15 protein-coding genes are annotated in these 19311 nt (G+C 71.7%); 6 read left to right on the top strand and 9 right to left on the bottom strand.

Translation table 11 applies throughout. The features are described from left to right. Positions 1-72: 72 nt before the first annotated feature. Positions 73-1176, bottom strand: a complete 1104-nt coding sequence (zapE, locus tag ABZ370_RS15460) for a cell division protein ZapE (RefSeq protein WP_358620415.1) — start codon at positions 1174-1176, stop codon at positions 73-75. A gap of 66 nt (positions 1177-1242) precedes the next feature. Here zapE and ABZ370_RS15455 point away from each other — a divergent pair, with 66 nt between their 5' ends. The 4 genes from ABZ370_RS15455 to msrB all read left to right on the top strand — a co-directional run bounded on the left by ABZ370_RS15455 (position 1243) and on the right by msrB (position 4682). Then, positions 1243-2043 (top strand): pyrimidine reductase family protein, encoded by an 801-nt coding sequence (locus tag ABZ370_RS15455; RefSeq protein WP_358620414.1) that lies wholly within the window; start codon positions 1243-1245, stop codon positions 2041-2043. A gap of 70 nt (positions 2044-2113) precedes the next feature. Next, positions 2114-2632: an indole-3-glycerol phosphate synthase gene (locus tag ABZ370_RS15450; protein ID WP_358620412.1), complete on the top strand. Its 519-nt coding sequence runs from the start codon at positions 2114-2116 to the stop codon at positions 2630-2632. 156 nt (positions 2633-2788) lie between these two features. Continuing rightward, entirely contained in the window at positions 2789-4261 is a 1473-nt protein-coding gene (gene murC / locus ABZ370_RS15445) for a UDP-N-acetylmuramate--L-alanine ligase (RefSeq protein ID WP_358620411.1), read from the top strand. A gap of 13 nt (positions 4262-4274) precedes the next feature. Further along, positions 4275-4682 carry a peptide-methionine (R)-S-oxide reductase MsrB gene (gene msrB / locus ABZ370_RS15440; protein WP_358620410.1) on the top strand — a complete coding sequence of 136 codons (408 nt, stop codon included), beginning with the start codon at positions 4275-4277 and terminating at the stop codon, positions 4680-4682. Here the strand turns inward: msrB and treZ are convergent. From treZ to ABZ370_RS15425, 3 genes are all read right to left on the bottom strand, one after another. Next, positions 4663-6456, bottom strand: coding sequence for a malto-oligosyltrehalose trehalohydrolase (gene treZ, locus ABZ370_RS15435; RefSeq protein ID WP_358620408.1), 1794 nt, complete (start codon positions 6454-6456; stop codon positions 4663-4665). The two genes, msrB and treZ, sit on opposite strands and share 20 nt — an antisense overlap. 90 nt (positions 6457-6546) lie before the next feature. Continuing rightward, a complete protein-coding gene (locus ABZ370_RS15430; RefSeq protein ID WP_358620407.1) occupies positions 6547-7455 on the bottom strand; it encodes a GNAT family N-acetyltransferase in 909 nt (302 codons plus the stop codon). Positions 7456-7641: 186 nt separating this feature from the next. Next, the gene (locus ABZ370_RS15425; RefSeq protein ID WP_358620406.1) at positions 7642-9132 is read right to left on the bottom strand and encodes a dihydrolipoyl dehydrogenase; all 1491 of its coding nucleotides are present in this window, start codon (positions 9130-9132) and stop codon (positions 7642-7644) included. 87 nt (positions 9133-9219) lie between these two features. Between ABZ370_RS15425 and ABZ370_RS15420 the strand changes: the two genes are divergently transcribed. Next, a complete protein-coding gene (locus ABZ370_RS15420; RefSeq protein ID WP_358620405.1) occupies positions 9220-10116 on the top strand; it encodes a LysR family transcriptional regulator in 897 nt (298 codons plus the stop codon). Positions 10117-10156: 40 nt separating this feature from the next. Here ABZ370_RS15420 and ABZ370_RS15415 read toward each other — a convergent pair whose 3' ends face one another. Continuing rightward, positions 10157-11176, bottom strand: a complete 1020-nt coding sequence (locus tag ABZ370_RS15415; protein ID WP_358620404.1) for a TetR/AcrR family transcriptional regulator C-terminal domain-containing protein — start codon at positions 11174-11176, stop codon at positions 10157-10159. 159 nt (positions 11177-11335) lie between these two features. Here ABZ370_RS15415 and ABZ370_RS15410 point away from each other — a divergent pair, with 159 nt between their 5' ends. Beyond that, on the top strand, positions 11336-12445 hold the full coding sequence (locus tag ABZ370_RS15410; protein ID WP_358620403.1) for an FAD-dependent monooxygenase: 1110 nt from the start codon (positions 11336-11338) through the stop codon (positions 12443-12445). A gap of 113 nt (positions 12446-12558) precedes the next feature. Here the strand turns inward: ABZ370_RS15410 and ABZ370_RS15405 are convergent, their stop codons facing one another. The 4 genes from ABZ370_RS15405 to ABZ370_RS15390 form a co-directional block, all read right to left on the bottom strand. Next, a complete protein-coding gene (locus tag ABZ370_RS15405; RefSeq protein WP_358620401.1) occupies positions 12559-13659 on the bottom strand; it encodes a lytic polysaccharide monooxygenase in 1101 nt (366 codons plus the stop codon). 165 nt (positions 13660-13824) lie between these two features. Continuing rightward, the gene (gene fxlM / locus ABZ370_RS15400; protein ID WP_358620399.1) at positions 13825-15024 is read right to left on the bottom strand and encodes a methyltransferase, FxLD system; all 1200 of its coding nucleotides are present in this window, start codon (positions 15022-15024) and stop codon (positions 13825-13827) included. Positions 15025-15037: 13 nt separating this feature from the next. Continuing rightward, on the bottom strand, positions 15038-16189 hold the full coding sequence (locus tag ABZ370_RS15395) for a lanthionine synthetase C family protein (RefSeq protein ID WP_358620398.1): 1152 nt from the start codon (positions 16187-16189) through the stop codon (positions 15038-15040). After that, on the bottom strand, positions 16186-19311 hold a 3126-nt coding region (locus ABZ370_RS15390; RefSeq protein WP_358620396.1), incomplete at its 5' end, for a thiopeptide-type bacteriocin biosynthesis protein. The genes ABZ370_RS15390 and ABZ370_RS15395, both read right to left, overlap by 4 nt.

The following is a 19311-nucleotide window of genomic DNA, read 5'->3' as shown; positions in this document are numbered from 1 at the left end:
CCGCACGTGTGTATCACGCGCCCCGGGTACGCCGGAACCACCTGATCGATACGGCGCGCGCCGGAACCCGCCCTACGCCTCGGCCAGCTCTCGCGCGTCGCGGGCGAGCGCGGTCAGCCGGGAGATCGCCCGGAAGTACTTCTTGCGGTAGCCGCCGTTCAGCATCTCCTCGCTGAACAGCTGGTCGAACGGCACCCCGGAGGCCAGCACCGGCACCTCGCGGTCGTAGAGCCGGTCCGCCAGGACCACCAGCCGCAGCGCGGTCGACTGGTCGGGCACGGGGCCGACTCCGGTCAGGCACACCGCCTGGAGGCCGTCGCACATCGCGCCGTAACGGCTCGGATGCACCTTGGACAGATGCTCCAGCAGGGCGGGGAAGGTGTCCAGGGAGACGCCGGGGGCGCGCCCGGCCGCGCGGGTTACGAGGTCGTCGGAGTGCGGGGCAGGGGCTTCCGGCAGCCCGCGGTGGCGGTAGTCCTGGCCGTCGATGCGCACCGGCTGGAAGTGGGCGGACAGTCCCTGGATCTCGCGCAGGAAGTCGGCGGAGGCGAACCGGCCCTCGCCGAGCTTGCCGGGGAGGGTGTTGGACGTCGCGGCGAGCGCCACGCCCGCCTCGACCAGCTTGCCCAGCAGGGTCGACACCAGGACGGTGTCGCCCGGGTCGTCCAGCTCGAATTCGTCGATGCACAGCAGCCGGTGCCCGCTCAGGGTCTTCACGGTCTGCTGGAAGCCGAGCGCGCCGACCAGGTTCGTCAGCTCGACGAAGGTGCCGAACGCCTTCTTCTCGGGCGGGGCCGGGGTGGCGTGCCACAGGGAGGCCAGCAGATGGGTCTTGCCGACGCCGTAGCCGCCGTCGAGGTACACCCCGCGCGGGCCGCTGGGGGCGGCGGGCCTGGCCGCCCGGCGGAACCAGTGTCTGCGGCCGCCCCGGTCCTTGTCCGCGCCGCCGCCGAGCCGCTCGGCGAAGCCGCGCAGCACCGTGACGGCCTCGGCCTGGCTGGGCTGGCCGCGGTCCGGGATGTAGTTGTCGAAGCTCACCGTGGCGAACCGGGGAGGCGGCACCATCTCGGCCACCAGGCGTTCGGCAGGCACCTGCGGAGCGCGGGCGGTGAGGGCTACTGGGGCTTCGGCGGCTATGGAGCCTGCCGAGCCGGACGTGGTGATTGGTGCGGACACGGGTGTCCACGGTAGTCCCTTTTCCCGAGAGGACCGTCCCGGAGGGAGCCATGTCACACTGCGGCCATGCGACGCCTGTTCCCCGTGCCCACCGAACCGTCCGATCCGTCCACCGGTTCGTCCACCGAGCCGTGGGGGCTCGACGAGCTGGCCGACGCATACGCCTATCCGGAGCGTCCGCAGAGCGCCTCGGGGGCGTATCTGCGGGCCAACATGGTGTCCTCGCTGGACGGCGCCGCGCACCACGACGGCCGGTCGCGGCCGCTGTCGTCCGACACCGACATGCGGATCTTCGGGGTGCTGCGCGGGCTGGCCGACGCGGTCGTGGTGGGCGCCGAGACCGTACGCCAGGAGGGCTACCGGCCCGCCCGCGCCCGGGAGGCGTTCGCCGAGCGCCGGGCGGCGCTCGGCCAGCCCCCGGCGCCCGCGATCGCCGTGGTCAGCGCGAGCCTGGAGCTGGACTTCTCGCGGCCGCTGTTCACCGAGCCGCTGGTGCCGACCGTGGTGATCACCGGCGGGCAGGCCGCGGAGGACCGGGTCGAGGCGGCGAACGCGGCCGGGGCCCGGGTGGTGCGCGCGGGGTCCGGCCCCTCGGGGCGGGTCGACCTGGGGACGGTCCCGGCGGTCCTGGCCGAGCTGGGCTACACCCGGCTGCTGACCGAGGGCGGCCCCCGGCTGCTGGCGCAGTTCGTGACCGCCGGGGTGCTGGACGAGCTGTGCCTCGCGGTGGCCCCGGTGCTGGTCGCGGGCGACGCGGCACGGATCGCGAACGGTCCCCTGGCCGCCGAACCGGAACGGTTCGCTCTCGCTTCCGTACTGGAGGACGCCGGTTTCCTTTTCACCCGCTACCGTCGGATTTACCCATAGTTTTGCGCTAAACAGACTGCGACAGACCGCATTCCTACCGCTTCCTCGAAGAACGAGAAGGGCGCACGTCGTGTTCACGAGCATTTTGATGATCGAAAAGCCGCTTACCGCTGCCGACGTGGAGTTCGTCACCACCCTGCACGGCGATGACCCGGTCTCCTTCGTCGTGATGATGCAGCCCCGCGGCAGCAAGGACCGGCTGCTCCGCGCCATCGACGACATCGCCCTCGGCGAGCTGGAGCAGGCCACCCAGGAAGGCGAGGAGCCGGAGGGCAGCGAGGCGCTGGAGCCCGCCGAGCGCGCCCTGAACCACTCGGTGGCGGCCCTGCGCGCGGCGGGCAGCGAGGCCCGCGGCCACGTCGTGCAGCGGCGCCCCCTGGACATCCTGCGCGGGGTGGTGGAGGAGACCGGCGCCGACGAGGTGATCGTCCTCACCGCGCCGCACTTCGTGGAGGAGTTCTTCCACCGCGACTGGGCCTCCCGGGCGCGCCACAAGGTCGGCGTCCCGGTGCTGAAGCTCTTCGCGCACACCGATGGCGACGACGAGGTCGACGAGGGGTACGAGGGGCGGACGACCACGGGCGGCTGAGCACCGCGGGGAAGCGGCTGAGCACCGCGGGGAAGCGGCTGAGCACCGTGCGGGCGGTGTGCGCGAGACCGTACGGACGGCGTACGGAGGAGTCCGGCGGGGTGCGAGAATCGGGCCGACAGACCGAGAATCCGCTCACCCAGGGGAGACCCGTACATGGCACCGGCCGGCATTGCCCCCGACGCGCTGGACCGTCCGCATTTCATCGGCATCGGCGGCGCCGGTATGTCCGGCGTCGCGAAGGTCCTCGTCCAGCGCGGCGCACGGGTCGCGGGCAGTGACTCCAAGGACTCCCCGATCGTGGCCGCGCTGCGCGAGCTGGGCGCGACCGTGCACATCGGGCACGCCGCCGGGAACGTCGCGCCCGACGCCACCAGCGTCGTCATCTCCAGCGCCATCCGCGCCGACAACCTCGAACTGGTCACGGCGCGCGAGCGCGGCATCCCCGTCGTGCACCGTTCCGACGCGCTGGCCGCCCTGATGGACGGCCACCGCGCGATCGCGGTCGCCGGTACCCACGGCAAGACGACCACCACCTCGATGCTGGCCGTCTCGCTGAGCACCCTCGGCCTCGCCCCGTCGTACGTGATCGGCGGCGACCTGGACGTGCCCGGCTCCAGCGCCGAGCACGGCGGCGGCGAGATCTTCGTGGCGGAGGCGGATGAAAGCGACCGCAGCTTCCACAAGTACACGCCCGAGGTCGCGATCATCCTCAACGTGGAGCTGGACCACCACGCCAACTACGCCTCCATGGACGAGATCTACGACTCGTTCCGGACCTTCGTGGAGCGGGTCCGGCCCGGCGGCACCCTGGTGATCTCCGCCGACCACCCCGGGGCCCGCGAACTGACCGCCCGGATGGCGGGCCGCGAGGGCTTGCGGGTGCTCACCTACGGCGAGGCCGCCGACGCGGACGTACGGGTCCTGGACGTCGTCCCGCACGGGCTGACCAGCGAGGTCACCGTCCGGATCGCGGAGGCGCTGGGTGGCGGCGGCCCGGAGAGTGGCGAGATCACCTTCACCGTCTCCGTGCCCGGCCGCCACTACGCGCACAACGCCGTCGCCGCGCTCGCCGCGGGCGCTGCCCTGGACGTGCCCGCCCGCGATCTGGCTCCCGCGATCGCCTCGTACACCGGCGTCAAGCGGCGCCTCCAGCTCAAGGGCACCGCGGCCGGGGTGCAGGTCATCGACTCCTACGCCCACCACCCCACCGAGATCGCCGCCGACCTGGAGGCCATCCGCGGCGGCGCCGGGGACGGCCGGGTCCTGGTGGTCTTCCAGCCGCATCTGTTCAGCCGTACCCAGGAGCTGGGCGCCGAGATGGGCGAGGCCCTGGGCCTGGCCGACGCCTCCGTCGTCCTCGACATCTACCCGGCCCGCGAGGACCCGGTCCCGGGCATCACCAGCGACCTGGTGATCGACGCCGCGCGCCGCCACGGCGCGGATGTGACCGCCGAGCATGACCGGTCCGCGATTCCCGGACTGATCGCCGGAATGGCCAAGCCCGGTGACCTTGTTCTCACCATGGGCGCGGGCGACGTCACCGACCTCGGTCCGGAGATCCTCGCCCGTCTGCAGACGCGGCGGGCCCGGAGCGCCCTGAGGAGCCCGGGCAACCGGGAGAGCTGAGGAGGGTCCGTCCATGGCGTACGAGATCGACAAGCCGGAGGAAGAGTGGCGCGCGGAGCTGACCCCGCAGGAGTACCAGGTCCTGCGGGAGGCGGGCACCGAGCGACCTTTCATCGGTGAATACACCGACACCAAGACGACCGGCGTCTACTCCTGCCGGGCGTGCGAGGCGGAGCTGTTCCGCTCCGATACGAAGTTCGAGAGCCACTGCGGCTGGCCGTCCTTCTACGACCCGGCGGACTCGTCCGCCGTCGAGCTGATCGAGGACCGCACGCTCGGCATGGTCCGCACCGAGGTGCGGTGCGCCCGCTGCGGCTCGCACCTCGGCCATGTCTTCGCGGGCGAGGGCTATCCGACCCCGACCGACCAGCGGTACTGCATCAACTCCATCTCGCTGCGGCTCACCCCCGAGGAGGGCTGACCCGCAGCACGACGGCCGTCTCCGGCGGCAGCCGCAGCGTGCCGTCCGGGCCCGGCGGCTCGACCGGCCGCCAGGCGGCGACCACCTCGGCGACCCCGGCGGTGGCCTCGGCGGCCCCGGCGGAGCGTGGCTCCAGCCGGGCGTCCGCCGGGTGGTCGTGCGGGTTGACGACGATACGCAGCGGGCCGCGTCGGAAGCCGAAGCAGCCGTTCAGGCCGTCCGGACCGGTTGTCATCTCTGTGCGGGACCAGCCGGGGTCCGTCAGGGCGGGTTCGGCGCGGCGCAGCGCGATCAGCCGCCGGTGCCAGTCCAGCAGCGCGCGGTGCGGCTCCCGGCCCGGCTCGGTCCAGTCCAGGCAGGACCGCAGCCGGGTGGCCGGGTCCTGCGGGTCCGGGATGTCCGCCTCCGCCCAGCCGTGGGCGGCGAACTCCCGGCGGCGGCCGCGCCGTACCGCCTCCGCCAGCTCCGGGTCCTGGTGATCGGTGAAGTACTGCCAGGGCGTCCCCGCGCCCCACTCCTCGCCCATGAAGAGCATCGGGGTGAACGGCGCGCACAGAACGACGGCCGCCGCGCAGGCCAGCAGCCCGGGGGAGAGCCGGGCCGACAGCCGGTCGCCGGTGGCCCGGTTGCCGATCTGGTCGTGCGTCTGGGCGTAGCCGAGGAGCCGGTGCGCCGGGGTGGTGAGCGGGCGCAGCGGGCTGCCGTGGCGGCGGCCCCGGAAGGCCGAATAGCCGCCGTCGTGGAAGAAGCCCTGTTGGAGTGTCTTGGCCAGGGCGGCGGGCCCCTCGGCGGCGAAGTCGGCGTAGTAGCCCTGCCGTTCGCCGGTGAGGAACGTGTGCAGGGCGTGGTGGAAGTCGTCGTTCCACTGGGCGTGCAGCCCATGGCCGCCCGCTTCGCGCGGGGTGGTGGTGCGCGGGTCGTTCAGGTCCGACTCGCCGATCAGGAACAGCGGACGGCCCAGCTGGGCCGCCAGCGCGTCCACCGCGGCGGACAGCTCGGCGAGGAAGTGCCGGGCCCGGGTGTCGTGCAGCGCGTGCACGGCGTCCAGCCGCAGCCCGTCCAGCCGGTAGTCGCGCAGCCAGGCGAGCGCGCTGCCGATGAAGTACGCGCGGACCTCGTCGGAGCCGGGCGCGTCCAGGTTGACCGCCGCGCCCCACGGGGTGTGGTGGGTGTCGGTGAAGTACGGCCCGAACTCCGGCAGACGGTTGCCGGACGGTCCGAGGTGGTTGTGCACCACGTCCAGGACGACGCCGAGGCCGTGCCGGTGTGCGGCGTCCACGAACCGGGTCAGCCCCTCGGGACCGCCGTACGGCTCGTGCACGGCCCACGGCGCGACCCCGTCGTAACCCCAGCCGTGCCTCCCCGGGAACGGGCACACCGGCATCAGCTCGACGTGGGTGACGCCCAGCCCGGCCAGATGCGGAAGCCGCATCGCGGCCGCGTCGAAGGTGCCCTCCGGGGTGAACGTCCCGATGTGCAGTTCGTACAGCACCGCGCCCGGCAGCGGCCGCCCGAACCACTCCCGTTCCCGGGGGAAGCGGGAGTGGTCCACGACCGCGCTCAGCCCCTCAGGGCCGTCCGGCTGGCGCCGGGAGCGCGGATCGGGCAGCGGGGGGCCGCCGTCGAGCGCGAAGCCGTAAGCCGTCCCGTGCCCCGCCTCGGCCTCGGCCCACCACCAGCCGTCCCGGACGGGATCGCGCTCCATGCGATGCGTACGGTCCGCCACATGAAGCCCCACCTGTCCGGCATGCGGCGCCCACACCTCGAACAGCACTGACGTCTCCTCACATCGTCGCGCGGACGGGTCCGGAACCATGCTGTGGGACGGAGCACCGGGCGCGCAGCAGGACGACACCGGCCACGCTCACACGAGGTCGATGCGCTCCTGCGTGATGGGGTAGCCCGCCTTCGCGAAGTGCGCGGCCATCGGCCGGTTGCCCTGGTCGGTCGCGGCGGCGATCTTCGTCGCGCCCCGCTCCACCAGGTCGTGGGTGCACTCCACCAGCAGGTCGTACGCGTAGCCGTGGCCGCGCTGCCCGGCCACGACCCCGATGAAGCCGACGCACGGCCCGGCCGGGTTGTGCGCGGGCACCTGGATGCCGACGATCTCCCCGCCCGGCGTCCACGCCAGCCGCCACCAGTCGCGGGGCGACGGGAACCAGTGGAACAGCCGCAAGTTCTCCTCGACCGCGGCCTCGATACCGCTCTCGGCGATGGTCCGCCGGTCGTGGGCGTCCAGCGTGCCCTGGTGGACGCGGCGCATGACGTCGGCGATCACCGCGTCGTCGGGCTCCGGCCGGAACTCCAGCCGCCCCGGCCGCTCGGGCAGCCCGGCGGCGGGGGTCCACTCGTACCGGTAGCGCTCGACCAGGGGGGTGAGCCCGCTCGCCACGGCCGCGTCGACCCGGGCCCGCACCGCAGCGCTCTCGTCCGGCCGGTCGCGCCAGCCGGGCGGCGCGAGCAGGGCGTACTCGGTGTGCGGGGACGCGGTGCGCAGCAGCTCCGCGGCGGCACCGTCCTCGCCCTCGGCGAAGTCGAACCAGTCGAGGGCGACGGGCGCGGTGTCGTCCGGCCCGCCCCACCACGCGGCGCGGGCCACCACCCGCTCCCCGCGCAGCGCCACCCAGGTCCACTCGGGGCGGTACTCGCCGCCCCGGCCGACGGTGGCGTAGGTGTGGCCGAAGCGGCCCCGGCCGACGAGTGCGGGGTCGGGCAGGGTGTGAAACAGATGCGCGTCGCTCTCGGTGAGCACGCGGATGACCAGTCCGGTCATGGGTTTCCTTCCGGGTACGCGGTGCGCTCCCGGTCGGATCGCGTGATCAGACGGGGGTACGCCCGAGGGAGAGGGGGCGGGAGCGCGGAATGGCGATGGTGTTCATGGCTCGGCGCCTCCTTCCTCGTCTGTACGGGCGTTGACGCGCACCCTATGGGGGTCAACGGCCCCCCGTCCAAGCCTTTTTCATGACTGCTGATGCAGCCCCCGCCCGGCCAGCGTCAGATACACCTCGCCGACCGCCTCCGAGAGGGTGGGATGCGGATGGATGTGCTGGGCCACATCGGCCGGTTCGGCGTCCCAGCCGACGACGAGCTGGCTCTCGGCGATCATCTCCGACACGTGCGGCCCCACCAGATGGACCCCGAGGACACGACCGGCCCCTTTCCCGCCGTCGCCCCTCTCGGCGACCACCTTCACCATCCCGCCCTGCCCGTGCACCATGCCCTTGGCGACGGCCGTCAGCGGCATCGTGCCGACCGTGACATCACCACCCGCGCGGTCCCGCGCCTCGGCCTCCGAGAGCCCCACCGAGGCCGTCTGCGGGCTCGCATAGGTGACGCGCGGCACCGCGTTGTAGTCCACCGGCCGGGGCGAGCCGCCCGCCAGCGTCTCGGCCACCAACAGCCCCTCCGCGAACGACGCGTGCGCCAGCCCGAGGGACGGCGGCGGCAGTACGTCCCCCACGGCGTGGATGCCCGGCACCGCCGTCTCCAGCCGTGCCCAGTCGGCGGGCGCGAGGAACCCGCGCGCGTCGGTGGCGAGTCCGGCGGCGGCCAGCTCCAGCCCGTCCGTCACCGGGGCGCGCCCGACGGCGACCAGCAGCCGCTCCACGTCCAGCTCGTGTACGTCTCCGCGCCCCGTACGGACGGTGGCGCGCACCCCGTCCTCGTGAGGCTCGGCCCCCTCCAGCCGGGCCCCGGTCAGCACCTCCAGCCGGGCCCCGGTCAGCACCTCCACGCCGCGTTTCTTCAGCCCGCGCGTCAGATGACGGCTGACATCGGCGTCCTCCAGCGGCAGCAGCCGGTCCGCCGCCTCGACCAGGACCACTCGCGCGCCCATGGAGCGGTGCAGCGAGGCGTACTCGACGCCGATGGCGCCCCCGCCCAGTACCAGGACGGAGGCCGGGAGGCCGGGCGCGAACAGCGCGTCGTCGCTGGTGACGACCCGCCGCCCGTCCGGCGCGAGGCCCGGCAGCGTACGGGGCCGGGAGCCGGTGGCCACGACGACGCCCCGGCGCGCGGTCCACTCCCCGTACGGCTTCCCGTAAGGCTCCCCGTGCGGCTTCTCGTCCGGCGCGATCCGCACCGTACGGGGGCCGGTGAAGGCGGCGCTTCCCCGGACCACTTCGACGCCCGCGTGGGCGAGATGCCCCTCCACCCCACGGTGGTTGCGGGCCACGATGTCGTCGCGGGTCGCGGTCAGCGCGGGCCAGTCCACCGCGTCCAGGGTCGCCTTCACCCCCCAGCGCTCCCGTGCCTCCGCGATTCCGTCCACCAGCTCGGCCGCGTGCAGCATCGCCTTGCTGGGGACGCAGCCGCGGTGCAGACAGGTCCCGCCGATCAGATCCCGCTCGGCGAGGACGACCCGGAGGCCCAGCGCGGCGGCGCGCAGCGCGGTGCTGTAACCGCCGGTGCCGCCCCCGATGACGATGACGTCCGTCTCTTGCTCATGCATGCCGCAAGACTCCGCCTTGAGCCCCTCATGAGTCCAAGGCATTGTCTCTCTCAGATCCATGAACAACCTTCATACCAAGAGGGACGTATGAGCCTGCGTCAGATGGAATACCTGGTGACCGTCGTCGAGGAGGCGTCCTTCACTCGCGCCGCCGATCTGCTGGGCGTCACCCAGTCCGCGCTCTCCCACCAGATCAAGGCCCTGGAACGGGAAGCGGGCGGCCCGCTGCTGGAGCGGCTGCCGCGCGGCGTACGGCTCACCCCCATGGGCCGCGCCTTCCTCCCGCACGCCGAACTGGCGGTGCGCAGCGCCGGACGCGCCTGGCGCGCCGCGCACGCCGCCGCCGGGGCGGAGGGCGGCGAACTCCACCTCGCGACCCTCCACGCCCTCGCCGTCGGCGTCCTGCCCGGGCTCTTCGCCCGCTGGCGGCGCGAACGTCCGGGCATGCGCCTGGTGGTGCACGAGTACGCCACCGGCGAGGAACTGCGCGACGCCATGGAGCACGGCGTGGCGGACCTCGCGGTCGGCCACCGGCCGAAGGGATGGGACGGGCCCGTGGTGTCCCTGGGCGAGGAGGAGGTGGTGGTCGTCGTACCCCCGGACGACCCGCTGGCCTCGCGGGCGGCCGTACGCCTCACGGGCCTGGCGGACCGCGACTGGGTGCGCTGCGCGCTGGAACCGGTGGTCGACGGACGCCGCTTCCTGGACCTGGCCTGCGAACGGGCCGGGTTCACGCCCCGCACCGCCGTGGACACCGAACACAGCTCGACCGCCGTGGCCATGGCCGCCGCCGGTCTGGGCATCCTCGTCACCCCCGCCCACGTGGCGGCCCGTCAGAACTGCGTGACCCTCCCCCTGGACCCACCGTGGCGCCGCGAGGTGACGGCCTTCTCCCGCGTCCGCCTCACCGGCGCGACCGCCGCCTTCGCGGACCTGCTCGCCGAGGCCGGTCTGCCGTCCGTAAATGCCGAGACGGGGGCGTAGGGCCCTGTCGCGACCCTGGCCCGAGGGCCAGGCCAACGGCTCAACTTGGCGGCCGGCACTGATCGTGAGCGTGCTCGCCGCTGGCCCGGTGGCGACCGCCGACGCATCCGGTCGCCTGGCCTTCGACGATGGGAGCCAGGCCGTCGAGGAGTGCCTTGAAGCCGGATTCGAAGAGCGCGTCGAGACGCAGGTCATAGCCATCGTCGAAGGCTCCGACCACCTTGGTGAAGGTGGGGAAGCGCCCGGATTCCACCAGTGCCCGGAGGGCGGGAGTCCGGCTGTCCATCCACTGGTCTTCCGATTGGCCCGTGGAGGCTTCGGCGTGCGCTTCCCATTCCAGGTGCACTGCCAGGCCCTGGACGTGGCTGTAGATCAGTACGTGGAGGTCGAACAGGGTGGTGGGATCGAGGCCGTGGCCGTCGAGGGCGCTCAGCATCCATTCGCCGTGGGCCATCAGATTGGGCACGAGCAACGGGCGGGTGAGAGATCCGAGCTGAGCCAGCCACGGGTGCCTGCGGTACAGGGTCCAGAGGGTCCGGGCGCCCAGCTCGATGCGGGAGCGCCAGCCTTCGGGCGCGTCGGCGGGGTAGGTCTCCTCGCCGAATGCGGCGTCGGCCATGAGCAGGACGAGATCGTCCTTGCTGGGGACGTACCGGTAGGGAGACATGGCGGCGACACCGAGCCGGGCCGCGACGCCGCGCATGGAGAGCGCTGACAGCCCTTCGGTATCGGCGATGTCGATGGCTGTGCGGACGACCCGGTCGAGGGTCAGCTCCTGCTCGGAGGGCGGGGCGGGTGGCGAGTGCCTGCGCGGCGGTGTGACGGGAACGGCTCCGGCGACGACGGTGCCCGCCCGGGGGCGGGTCTCGACCAGGCCCTCAAGACGCAGGGTGGTCAGGGCCTTGGTGGCGGTGGCGAGCGCGACGCCCCATTCCCTGGCGATCTGACGGGTTGAGGGAACCGCGTCCCCGGGGCCTAGTTCACCGTCGACGATGCGCCGACGGATCCCGGCGACGATGCGCAGATAGGGCGGCACGGATGCGCCTGTGGGCTTCGTCACGTCCTGCCGCCTTCCCGGTCTGTACTAGTGCAGAGGGTAGCAGCGGCGACGCCGAACGGAGGTCGACTGCCCTAGTACAGAAAGATCGTTTGGCCAGTTGAAGGGGGTATGCGTACGTCGTACGTTCAGTGCGCGTACAGCGTACTGGAGGAGATTCCCATGCAGACTGTTCTCATCTCCGGCGGCGGAATCGCCGGGCCCGTGCTCGCCTACTGGCTTCACCGACACGGCTTCAAGGTCACCGTCGTCGAACGCGCCCCGCATCCGCGCCCTGGCGGCCAGGCCGTGGACGTCCGCGGTGTCGCGCTCGATGTCGTCGAGCGGATGAACCTGCTGGAGCAGGCGCGACGCGTGCGCACCCGGATGCGTGGCATGTCGATCCTCGACCCCGAAGGTCGCGAGATCGATCGCTCCACCGAGGTGGCCTTCAGCAGCGGCCGCCTCGACAGCGACGACATCGAGCTGCTGCGTGAGGACCTGGTGCGGATGGTGTACGAACACACGCGCACGGAAGTCGAGTACCTCTTCGGCGACAGCGTCACCGCGCTTGACGAGAACGAGACTGGCGTGCGCGTCGACTTCGCCCACGGGGCCTCCCGCAGCTTCGACCTCGTGATCGGGGCGGACGGCCTGCATTCGACCGTACGGCGCCTGGCCTTCGGTCCCGAGGGCCGATTCGCCCATCACCTGGGCAGCTACCTCTCCGTGTTCAGCGCGGAGAACTTTCTCGCGTTGGACGACTGGCAGGTGTGGCTTCGGGATGGCGACGCGGGCTTCGGCATCATGTCCGTGAGCGACAACACCGAACTCAGGGTTGCCTTCGGCTTCCAGTCCGCGCCCCTTGCCAGCGGTCTCCGGGGCGGCGGCGCCCTTCGGCAACTCGTCGTCGACAAGCTCGCTTCCCTGAGATGGGAAGGGTCCCGTCTGGCGAAGGCCGCCCGGGAGGCGCCCGATTTCTACTGCGATGCCATGGCCCGGATTCAGATGGACTGCTGGTCACGCGGCAGGGTGGCCCTGCTCGGAGACGCCGGCTACTGCCCTTCCCCACTCTCGGGGCAAGGCACCAGCCTGGCCCTGGTGGGCGCCCATGTGCTGGCCGACTGTCTCGCCCGGGCGCACGGCGATCACCGTGCCGCGTACGCTCGCTATGAGCGGCGGATGCGTCCCTTCGTCACCCTCAACCAGGCCCTGGCCACCGAGAATCCCGGCGGACCCGCCTCCGAGGCATCCCTCACGCATGCCAAGAACGCGTTCTCGCTGGACGCCTGAACCCTGAGCGCGGGGATGCCGAGGTCGACGGACCCACGGGGCCGGTCTGCCGTCCGGAGGGGACGGGGCGGCAGACCGGCGGGGTGAGGTGCGCTGACAGTTCGGTGAGCGGATCAGTGCACCATGCAGATCGGTGCGGCCGCCGTGTCCGGGGAGCCGCCGCTGGCGACGTAGCCGAAGGTGGTCGACGCCCCGGCGGACAGGGAGCCGTTCCAGTCGGCGTTGGTGACCGAGGCCGCCGTACCGCTGGTGGTCAGCTTGCCGTTCCAGGCGCTGTCCACCCGCTGGCCGGACGGCACGGTCCAGTCGACCATCCATGAGGAGATGGGCGTGGCGCCGGTGTTGGCCACCGTCACCTCGGCCTGGTAGCCGCCGTTCCAGGTGCTGGTGGTCTTCTGGGTCGCGGTGCACTTGGAGGTCGGCGGGTCGGTGGGGTCGCTGCCGCCGCCGGAGCTGGCGCCCGGGACCGTCACCTCGCCGTTGCCGCCGTCGAAGACCACGTCGGAGCAGCTGTAGAAGGTCTCCTGGCTGTCCGAACGGGTCCACACGGTGTAGATGATGTGGCGCCCGCTCTTGCCCGAGGGCAGGGTGGCGTTCCACGTGTACTTGCCGTCGACCGTGCCGACCGGGCCCGACTGGGGCGGGTTGGTGACCGTGTCGAACGGCTGGTCCTCCAGGTCGTTCCAGGTGAGCGGCTTCGTCGGGTCGATCGGGTTCTTGGTGACGTAGCTGCGGAACGAACCCGGGTGCGCGGCCCAGGTGTTGTACGAGAACTGCATCGACTTGCCGGAGGTCAGATGGGTCACCGGCCAGTCCTTGCTGCCCAGGTCGAAGCCGGAGAAGTCATAGACGGTGGCCGCGCCGCTGCACAGCTTGCCGTCCGGGATGAACCCCTTGGTCCGGCCCGCGCCGTCCGAGCGGAGCACCGCGAACCAGTTGTAGAACGGGGTCGCGCCACTCTTGTCGAACGCGGCCTTGCAGGCCGGGTTGGTCGGCTTGACCTCACCGGTGCTGGACAGGCTGTACTTCCAGCACAGATAGGTACGGCTCCCCGGCGCCATCGGCGCGCCATGCGCGGAGGCGCTGCCTCCGCTGGTGAACACCAAGCCGAGGGCGGGTAGTACGGAGAGCAGTACCAGCAAGGCGTATCTACGGGCACGGGAACTGCCCGGCGGGCGTGGGGGGCGTGCGGGGGCCAGTAATCGTCGAGCCATCGCGCTGGTCTTCCCTTCGACGTGATCGGGTCAGGAACCGTCGTTATGGGAGCGCTCCCAAGTTGCTTTGTGAACGTAGCGCGCGGGGGTGTGACTGTAAATGCTTCAGCAGCTCCTTGCGTGGCCCCGAGAGCGGGGCCACTGCAGGCTGCCTTGCTGGCGGCTCTACGCGAACGAGAGGACGACGCGGGAGTCGGCCTTTTCGATGACGTGGCCTGCGGGGAGGTCGTTGTCCGGTGTGCCCGACGGGAAGATGGCCAGGTTGGGCGCGGCGGCGCGGTCGGCTCCCCAGGCCGTGATGTGCGTGACGAGGCGCTTGGCCAGGTTGGCGCCATCGGGGCCGAGGTGGGCGGCTCCGAGGAGTGAAGGCCGTTCGGGGTCCGCGTCGTCGCGCTTGGAGATGAGGTACGCCAGCGAGCCCCCGGAAACCAGCACAGGGCTCCGGCCGACGATTACGGGGCGGCGCAGGCCGTTTTCCACGGCGGCGCGGGTGGCTTCGAGTCGGCAGATGGTGTCCTCGAACGCGGTCGTCCGCAGCCAGATCCCGTCAAAGGACTCCTCGCCGCCGATCCGGACGTCCGACCATGTCTCAGCGGCGGACTGAGTGAGGGCATCGATCAGCGCGGCGGGGTCCACGTCCTGGTCCTGGTCGTGGTGGATGCGGACGGTGCCGTTGGCCAGCTCGACGGTGTGCTCGCCGTCCTGGCCGACGATGGGGACGAAGCCGCACAGCTCCATGTTGCTGCTGACCAGCGCCTCGCCCTGGCGGGTGAGGACGACGGAGCGGGTCTGCCCACGCCACCGCAGGGGGAGGACGAACCGGCCGCCGTCGGCGAGCTGGGCGCTCAGTGCGGCGGGGATGTCCCAGAAGCCCACGGTGCCGATCATGCGGGTGTAGGGGCCGTACTCGGGTGCGCCCTTCAGCCCGTCGCGTTCCATGACCCGTACGTGCTGGTATCCGGCCTTGTTGAGGGCGTCGCGGGCGTGCAGTGTGACGTCGGCGTCGATGTCGATGGTGGTGACCTCGCCGTCGACGCCGACGATCTCGGAGAGGAGGGCGGCGTTGTAGCCGGTGCCCGCGCCGATTTCCAGGACGTGGTCGCCGGGCTGCGCGTCGAGCTGGCCGAGCATCATCGCCACGGTGGAGGGCACGGAGGCGCAGGAGAGGGCGAGCGGGCCTTCGGGGTTGTCCTTGATGGTGACGGCCTTGTTGCTGTAGGCCACGGCCGGGTCGAGTCCGGGAAGGTGAACCTCCCGGTGAACGGTGCGCAGGGCACGCTCGACGCGGGGAGGCAGGGGCCTCTTGGCCACGATCTGGTCAACGAGTTCGTTGCGGAGGTCATCGACGGTCGGGGTGTTGTTCACGCTGGAATCCTTATCAGTTGAGGAGGAGGCAGGTCTCCCACGCCGGGGCAACGCGCCGGGTTGGGGTGAGGGTGTGCAGGGTGAGGAGGATGCCGTCCGAGCCGGTGAGTAGACCGGGTGTGTCCGGCCTCGGATGCTGGTCGAGGTGTGCGGCCAGCCGGTCGCGCAGGAGGGGCGCTTGTCCTGGGAGTGGGCTGCCGGGAGCGGTGTCGGCCGCCGCCGCGGCGGTGCTCAGAGCGAGCCCTGCCCAGCCGTGGCAGACCGTCGCGTCGGTGAGCGAATCGAGTTGTGCTGGGTCAGTGAGGCAGGCGGCCAGAGTGTGTTCGGCGTGGCGTTGGCTGGAGGCGCGGTTGCAGGCGAGGGCGGCCAGTTGCAGGGCGCGGGCGATGCCTGGGGTGCCGTAGCACCACGAGGGCCTGCCTGGAGCAGCGGAGGAGGGCGGCCCCTGTCGCCACCGGTCAGCGGTGACGGTCTCGGGCCAGGCCGTACCGCCGGTCGGGACGCCTATCGACCACTGCTCCAGCAGTCGGCAGGAGTGCACCAATGCTTGCTGCTGGCGGGGCACCGAGAACCCGGCGCGGGCGCACAGCGCGAGGAGGGCGACGGGGCCCGCGACGCCGTGCGCGAGACCGAAGTTTCCGTGGCCGTACGGCCATGCCGGATCGGGCGTCCCATTGGGGCAGTCCGAGGTCCACCAGCCCGGGGTCGCGCGGCCGTCAACCGTGACGGGCTGGAGGAGCAGCCGGACCACGTAGCGCAGCACGTACTCCAGCAACTCCAGGCGCGTCCGCCGGTGCAGGAGCCAGGCACCGAGCCCGGTGAGGCCGCTGATCAGGTCGTACTCCCGCATCCGCGGCGGCTGACCGGCTGCCATCCGCTCGCGTGCCGTCGCGAGCTTCGCGCGGACGAGCCCGGCGACTGTCTCGTCCAGGGTATCCAGCGCGGAGTGGTAGGCCGGGTGTCCGGCGGTGTGCAGGGCGTAGGCGAGGGCGGGTGCTCCTCGGTACAGGCTCGCGTGGTCGGGGCGGACGGTGGCGGGCTGGGCGGAGATGTCGCGGGCGATGCGGTGTACTGCCTCCCACGCGCTGTCGCTGTGGGCCAGCACGGCTCGGCGAAGGAGCGTCCCGGCCAGCCCTGCGCCCAGTTCATGGGCGTGATCGTTCATTGATCGGCCCTCCGTACCCACACAGTGCGGCACGCCTGACGGGCGGCGTGACGGCAGGCGGCCTCGGACGCGCGATCCGGTCCGATGAACCGGTTGTGGTGCATGTGCAGAAGGGACTCCAGCACGGTGGTGACCTGCCCGTCGGCTAGGTGCTTGCGGTAGTGGTGTAAGGCGCTGCGCCGGATGGCGCTCGCCGTGTCGAGCCGTGGCGTCCAGCCGGACGGTCGTGTCCGGAGGCCGGTGCTCGTCTGCTGTGCGACGGCCCGGGAGACGGCTGGCAGGCCAATTCCGGGGGCGGGGTTCGTGGCCATCCAGTGGGTGCCGTCGTCCTCGCCGAGGAGGCAGAGGGCTATGTCGATCATCCCGAGGGCGCACAGCATGCGCCGGTCTGTGCTCGGCAGATCGGCCAGGGCGTAGCGGACGGTACTGCTGTCGGCGATGAAGACCTCCTCGGCGGCCGACATCGCGGCGCCGATGCCGTACCGGCCTGTTTCGGGCCGGTAGCCGTCGAAGGCGAGACGCGAGGCAAGAGCGTCGTCTTGGAGCTGTCGGGCCCACCTCACGATGGTCTGGGTGATCGTGGTGTGGGCAGCGGGGTCGGGCGCGGCGAAACGGAGCCGCAGGTGGTTCTCCTCCAGCAGTGAGCGGTAGCGGACGAACCAGACGTCGAGCCTTTCCAGAGCTCCGGGGAGCGTGCGGGCGAGGATCTGGTCCATGGCGGCGGGGGCGGTGAACAGCTTCGCTTGCACCCACGGCTGGTCGCCGCCAGGGTCGGACAGCGTCCGGTTCGTGACCACGGGCGCGTCCTGGATGTCCGGGGCGGGCAGTGGGGCCCGGGTGGATGTGAGCGGCAGGACGATCTCGTGCGCGTGCCCGATCCAGCCCAGGTCCTCCTCTTTGGCAGCTTCGTGCAGGTCTGCGGTGTCGTGCCGCCGTAGGTGGTCGAACAGCAGCCGCGCGTGCAAGGACTCGCGCAGGTTCAGGCGCAGGGTGCGGTCGTTTTCCCGCAGTTCCACAGAGTTGGGGCATTTCCAGGTCCGTGCCCAGTCGGTCAGGGCCTCGTGCCAGGTGCGGTCGAAGGGCCTGGCCGGAAGGCCGCTCGCGGTGAGCTTCCAGTGGGCCGGGGTGAGCAGGGCCTTGCGGTAGCGGACGCGGGGCAGGAACGGCATCCCGGTGGCGAGCGGGCCCCAGTCGAACTGGGTCCACGCGGTGGCGAAGCCCCGCCCGAGCTGGGCGAGGAACCGGGCGAGCGGTGGTGCCTGTTTCTCCAGAGCCAGCGGGTGAAGTACGACCGGTTCGACGACTCGGCGGCGGGAGAGGCTGACCAGGTGCAGTCGCTTGCCGGTGGACAGCACGGCGAGATCGTCCAGCGGGATGAGGTCGGCGGCGGGCGAGCGGTGCTCGCCCAGCGGGATCACGTACGGGAGGAACGCCGGAGTGCGCGCGACATTCTCGGCGTGCGGGTAGACCGGAGTGAAGGACAGCTGGGCGGCGAGAGCCCCGTCCACGAGGGTGGGCAGCTTCCCGTACGCCTCGCGCAATCCGCTGTCGGGCAGGGTGGACGCGAAACGGCCGGTGAGGTTACCGGTGCTCCACGCAGGACGGACGGACACAGTGAAGTCTCCGCGATCGAGGGCCTGCTGGCTCTTGGCGTACACCCGTACCCCCATTTCGACGTGCGGGGCGACCGCCGCTTCCTCAGAGCTGCTCTTCGACGCGGGGCTCAGTTCCTCGATGTCGGCGTCCGTGAGGCGGATCTCCCGCTCTCCGGTCACTGCCGCCTGCCACGCCCGGCGCATCAGCAGCTCGTCCCGCGGCAGCGCCTTGGTCGGTGGCTCGGGCCAGAGCGATGTGGGGAATCCGGCGGGAAGTCCCACTCCGGCGGCGAGGTCGGCGGCCTCGCGTACGGGAACGAGAGTGCCTGCGCCGTACCGGTCCCAGAACACGCTGTGGTACGAGGCCCAGGCGGGCCGCTCGCCCTGGTGGCGGGTGAGTCGGAGCATGGCATGGGCCGCGGCTTCGGCCTCGTTCAAGACGGGAGCGGGGATCTGCACGGTGGCATCGAGGCGAAGGTCCACGCTCAGCCGTACGCGACCGGCGTCGTTGATCGCGGTCATCCTGCGCTCAGCCGTGTCCCGGATCTCCTGCGCCGTTGACTGGTCCGAGGTCGTGTGGTGGCTGTCCAGCAGTCGGTGTACGTCGTTCAGTTCCTGTAGAACGTCAGCAGTCTCGGGCTCCAGGTGCGCTGTTACCGGCTCCAGCTCGCGAAGGAGGTGGCCGAGTGGGTCTGTATCCGTAATCGGGGCGTGGAGCTGAGTGGTGAGCAATCCCGTGCGGACTGCTGCGGTCAGGAGACGGGACGCCTGCGCGGTGGAGCCGCCCATCGCGATGAGCCGTTCCATGACGTGCTGGTATGGCATCGGCTCGGCGGTCATCTCCAGGATGGTTGCCAGCGGCCGGGTGAGGCGGACGGTCGCGGTACGGCCGCCGGGCAGTGGCCGTTCGAGCGTGTCTCCCCGTCGTACCGTCAGGTCATCCGCTGCCACGATCAGGTGGGGCAGGACATCGGGACGGCCTTGGATGTCGCGACGGACATGGTCGAGCCAGAGGGTGTCCGGGCGGGCCACCGGACGGTGCTCCACGCCGAAGCGGACCATGGCGGGGCCACAGTAGGCGGTGGCCACCCCGGCGAAGAGCCCGAACGGAGTCGGGCGTCCGGTGGCGCGCAGCAGATAGCGGGCTGTGGCGGTGGCCGCCCTGCGGACCTTCCTCGCTGACACCGTCGGATCGTTCACGGCCTGCTCCACTGCGCCGACAAGGCGCGGCGTCGCGGCCCGCACCGCCGTGGCGAAGCCCGGGTCGGCCCACACCTCGGCCAGCCACCGTCGGCATTCGGCCGGGTCGTCTGGCGAGGGCCACCGCGTGTGCTGCACATGGAAAGGAGCGACGGCGGCGCGCAGGAGGAGCACGTTGCCGCGCTGGAGAGCTCTGGTCCGCGTCATCATTCGTCCCGTCTTGGCTGGGGGTAGCAGAAAGCTGATCGCGTACACCACGGCGCTGATCAGTGGGATCAGCAGGACCGCGATGCCGACGTTGTTGTTGCGGCTGCTGCGGGACAGCCC

Source organism: Streptomyces sp. NPDC005962, from assembly GCF_040629205.1.
GTDB lineage: Bacteria > Actinomycetota > Actinomycetes > Streptomycetales > Streptomycetaceae > Streptomyces.
This window is presented reverse-complemented; position numbering and strand designations above follow the sequence as displayed.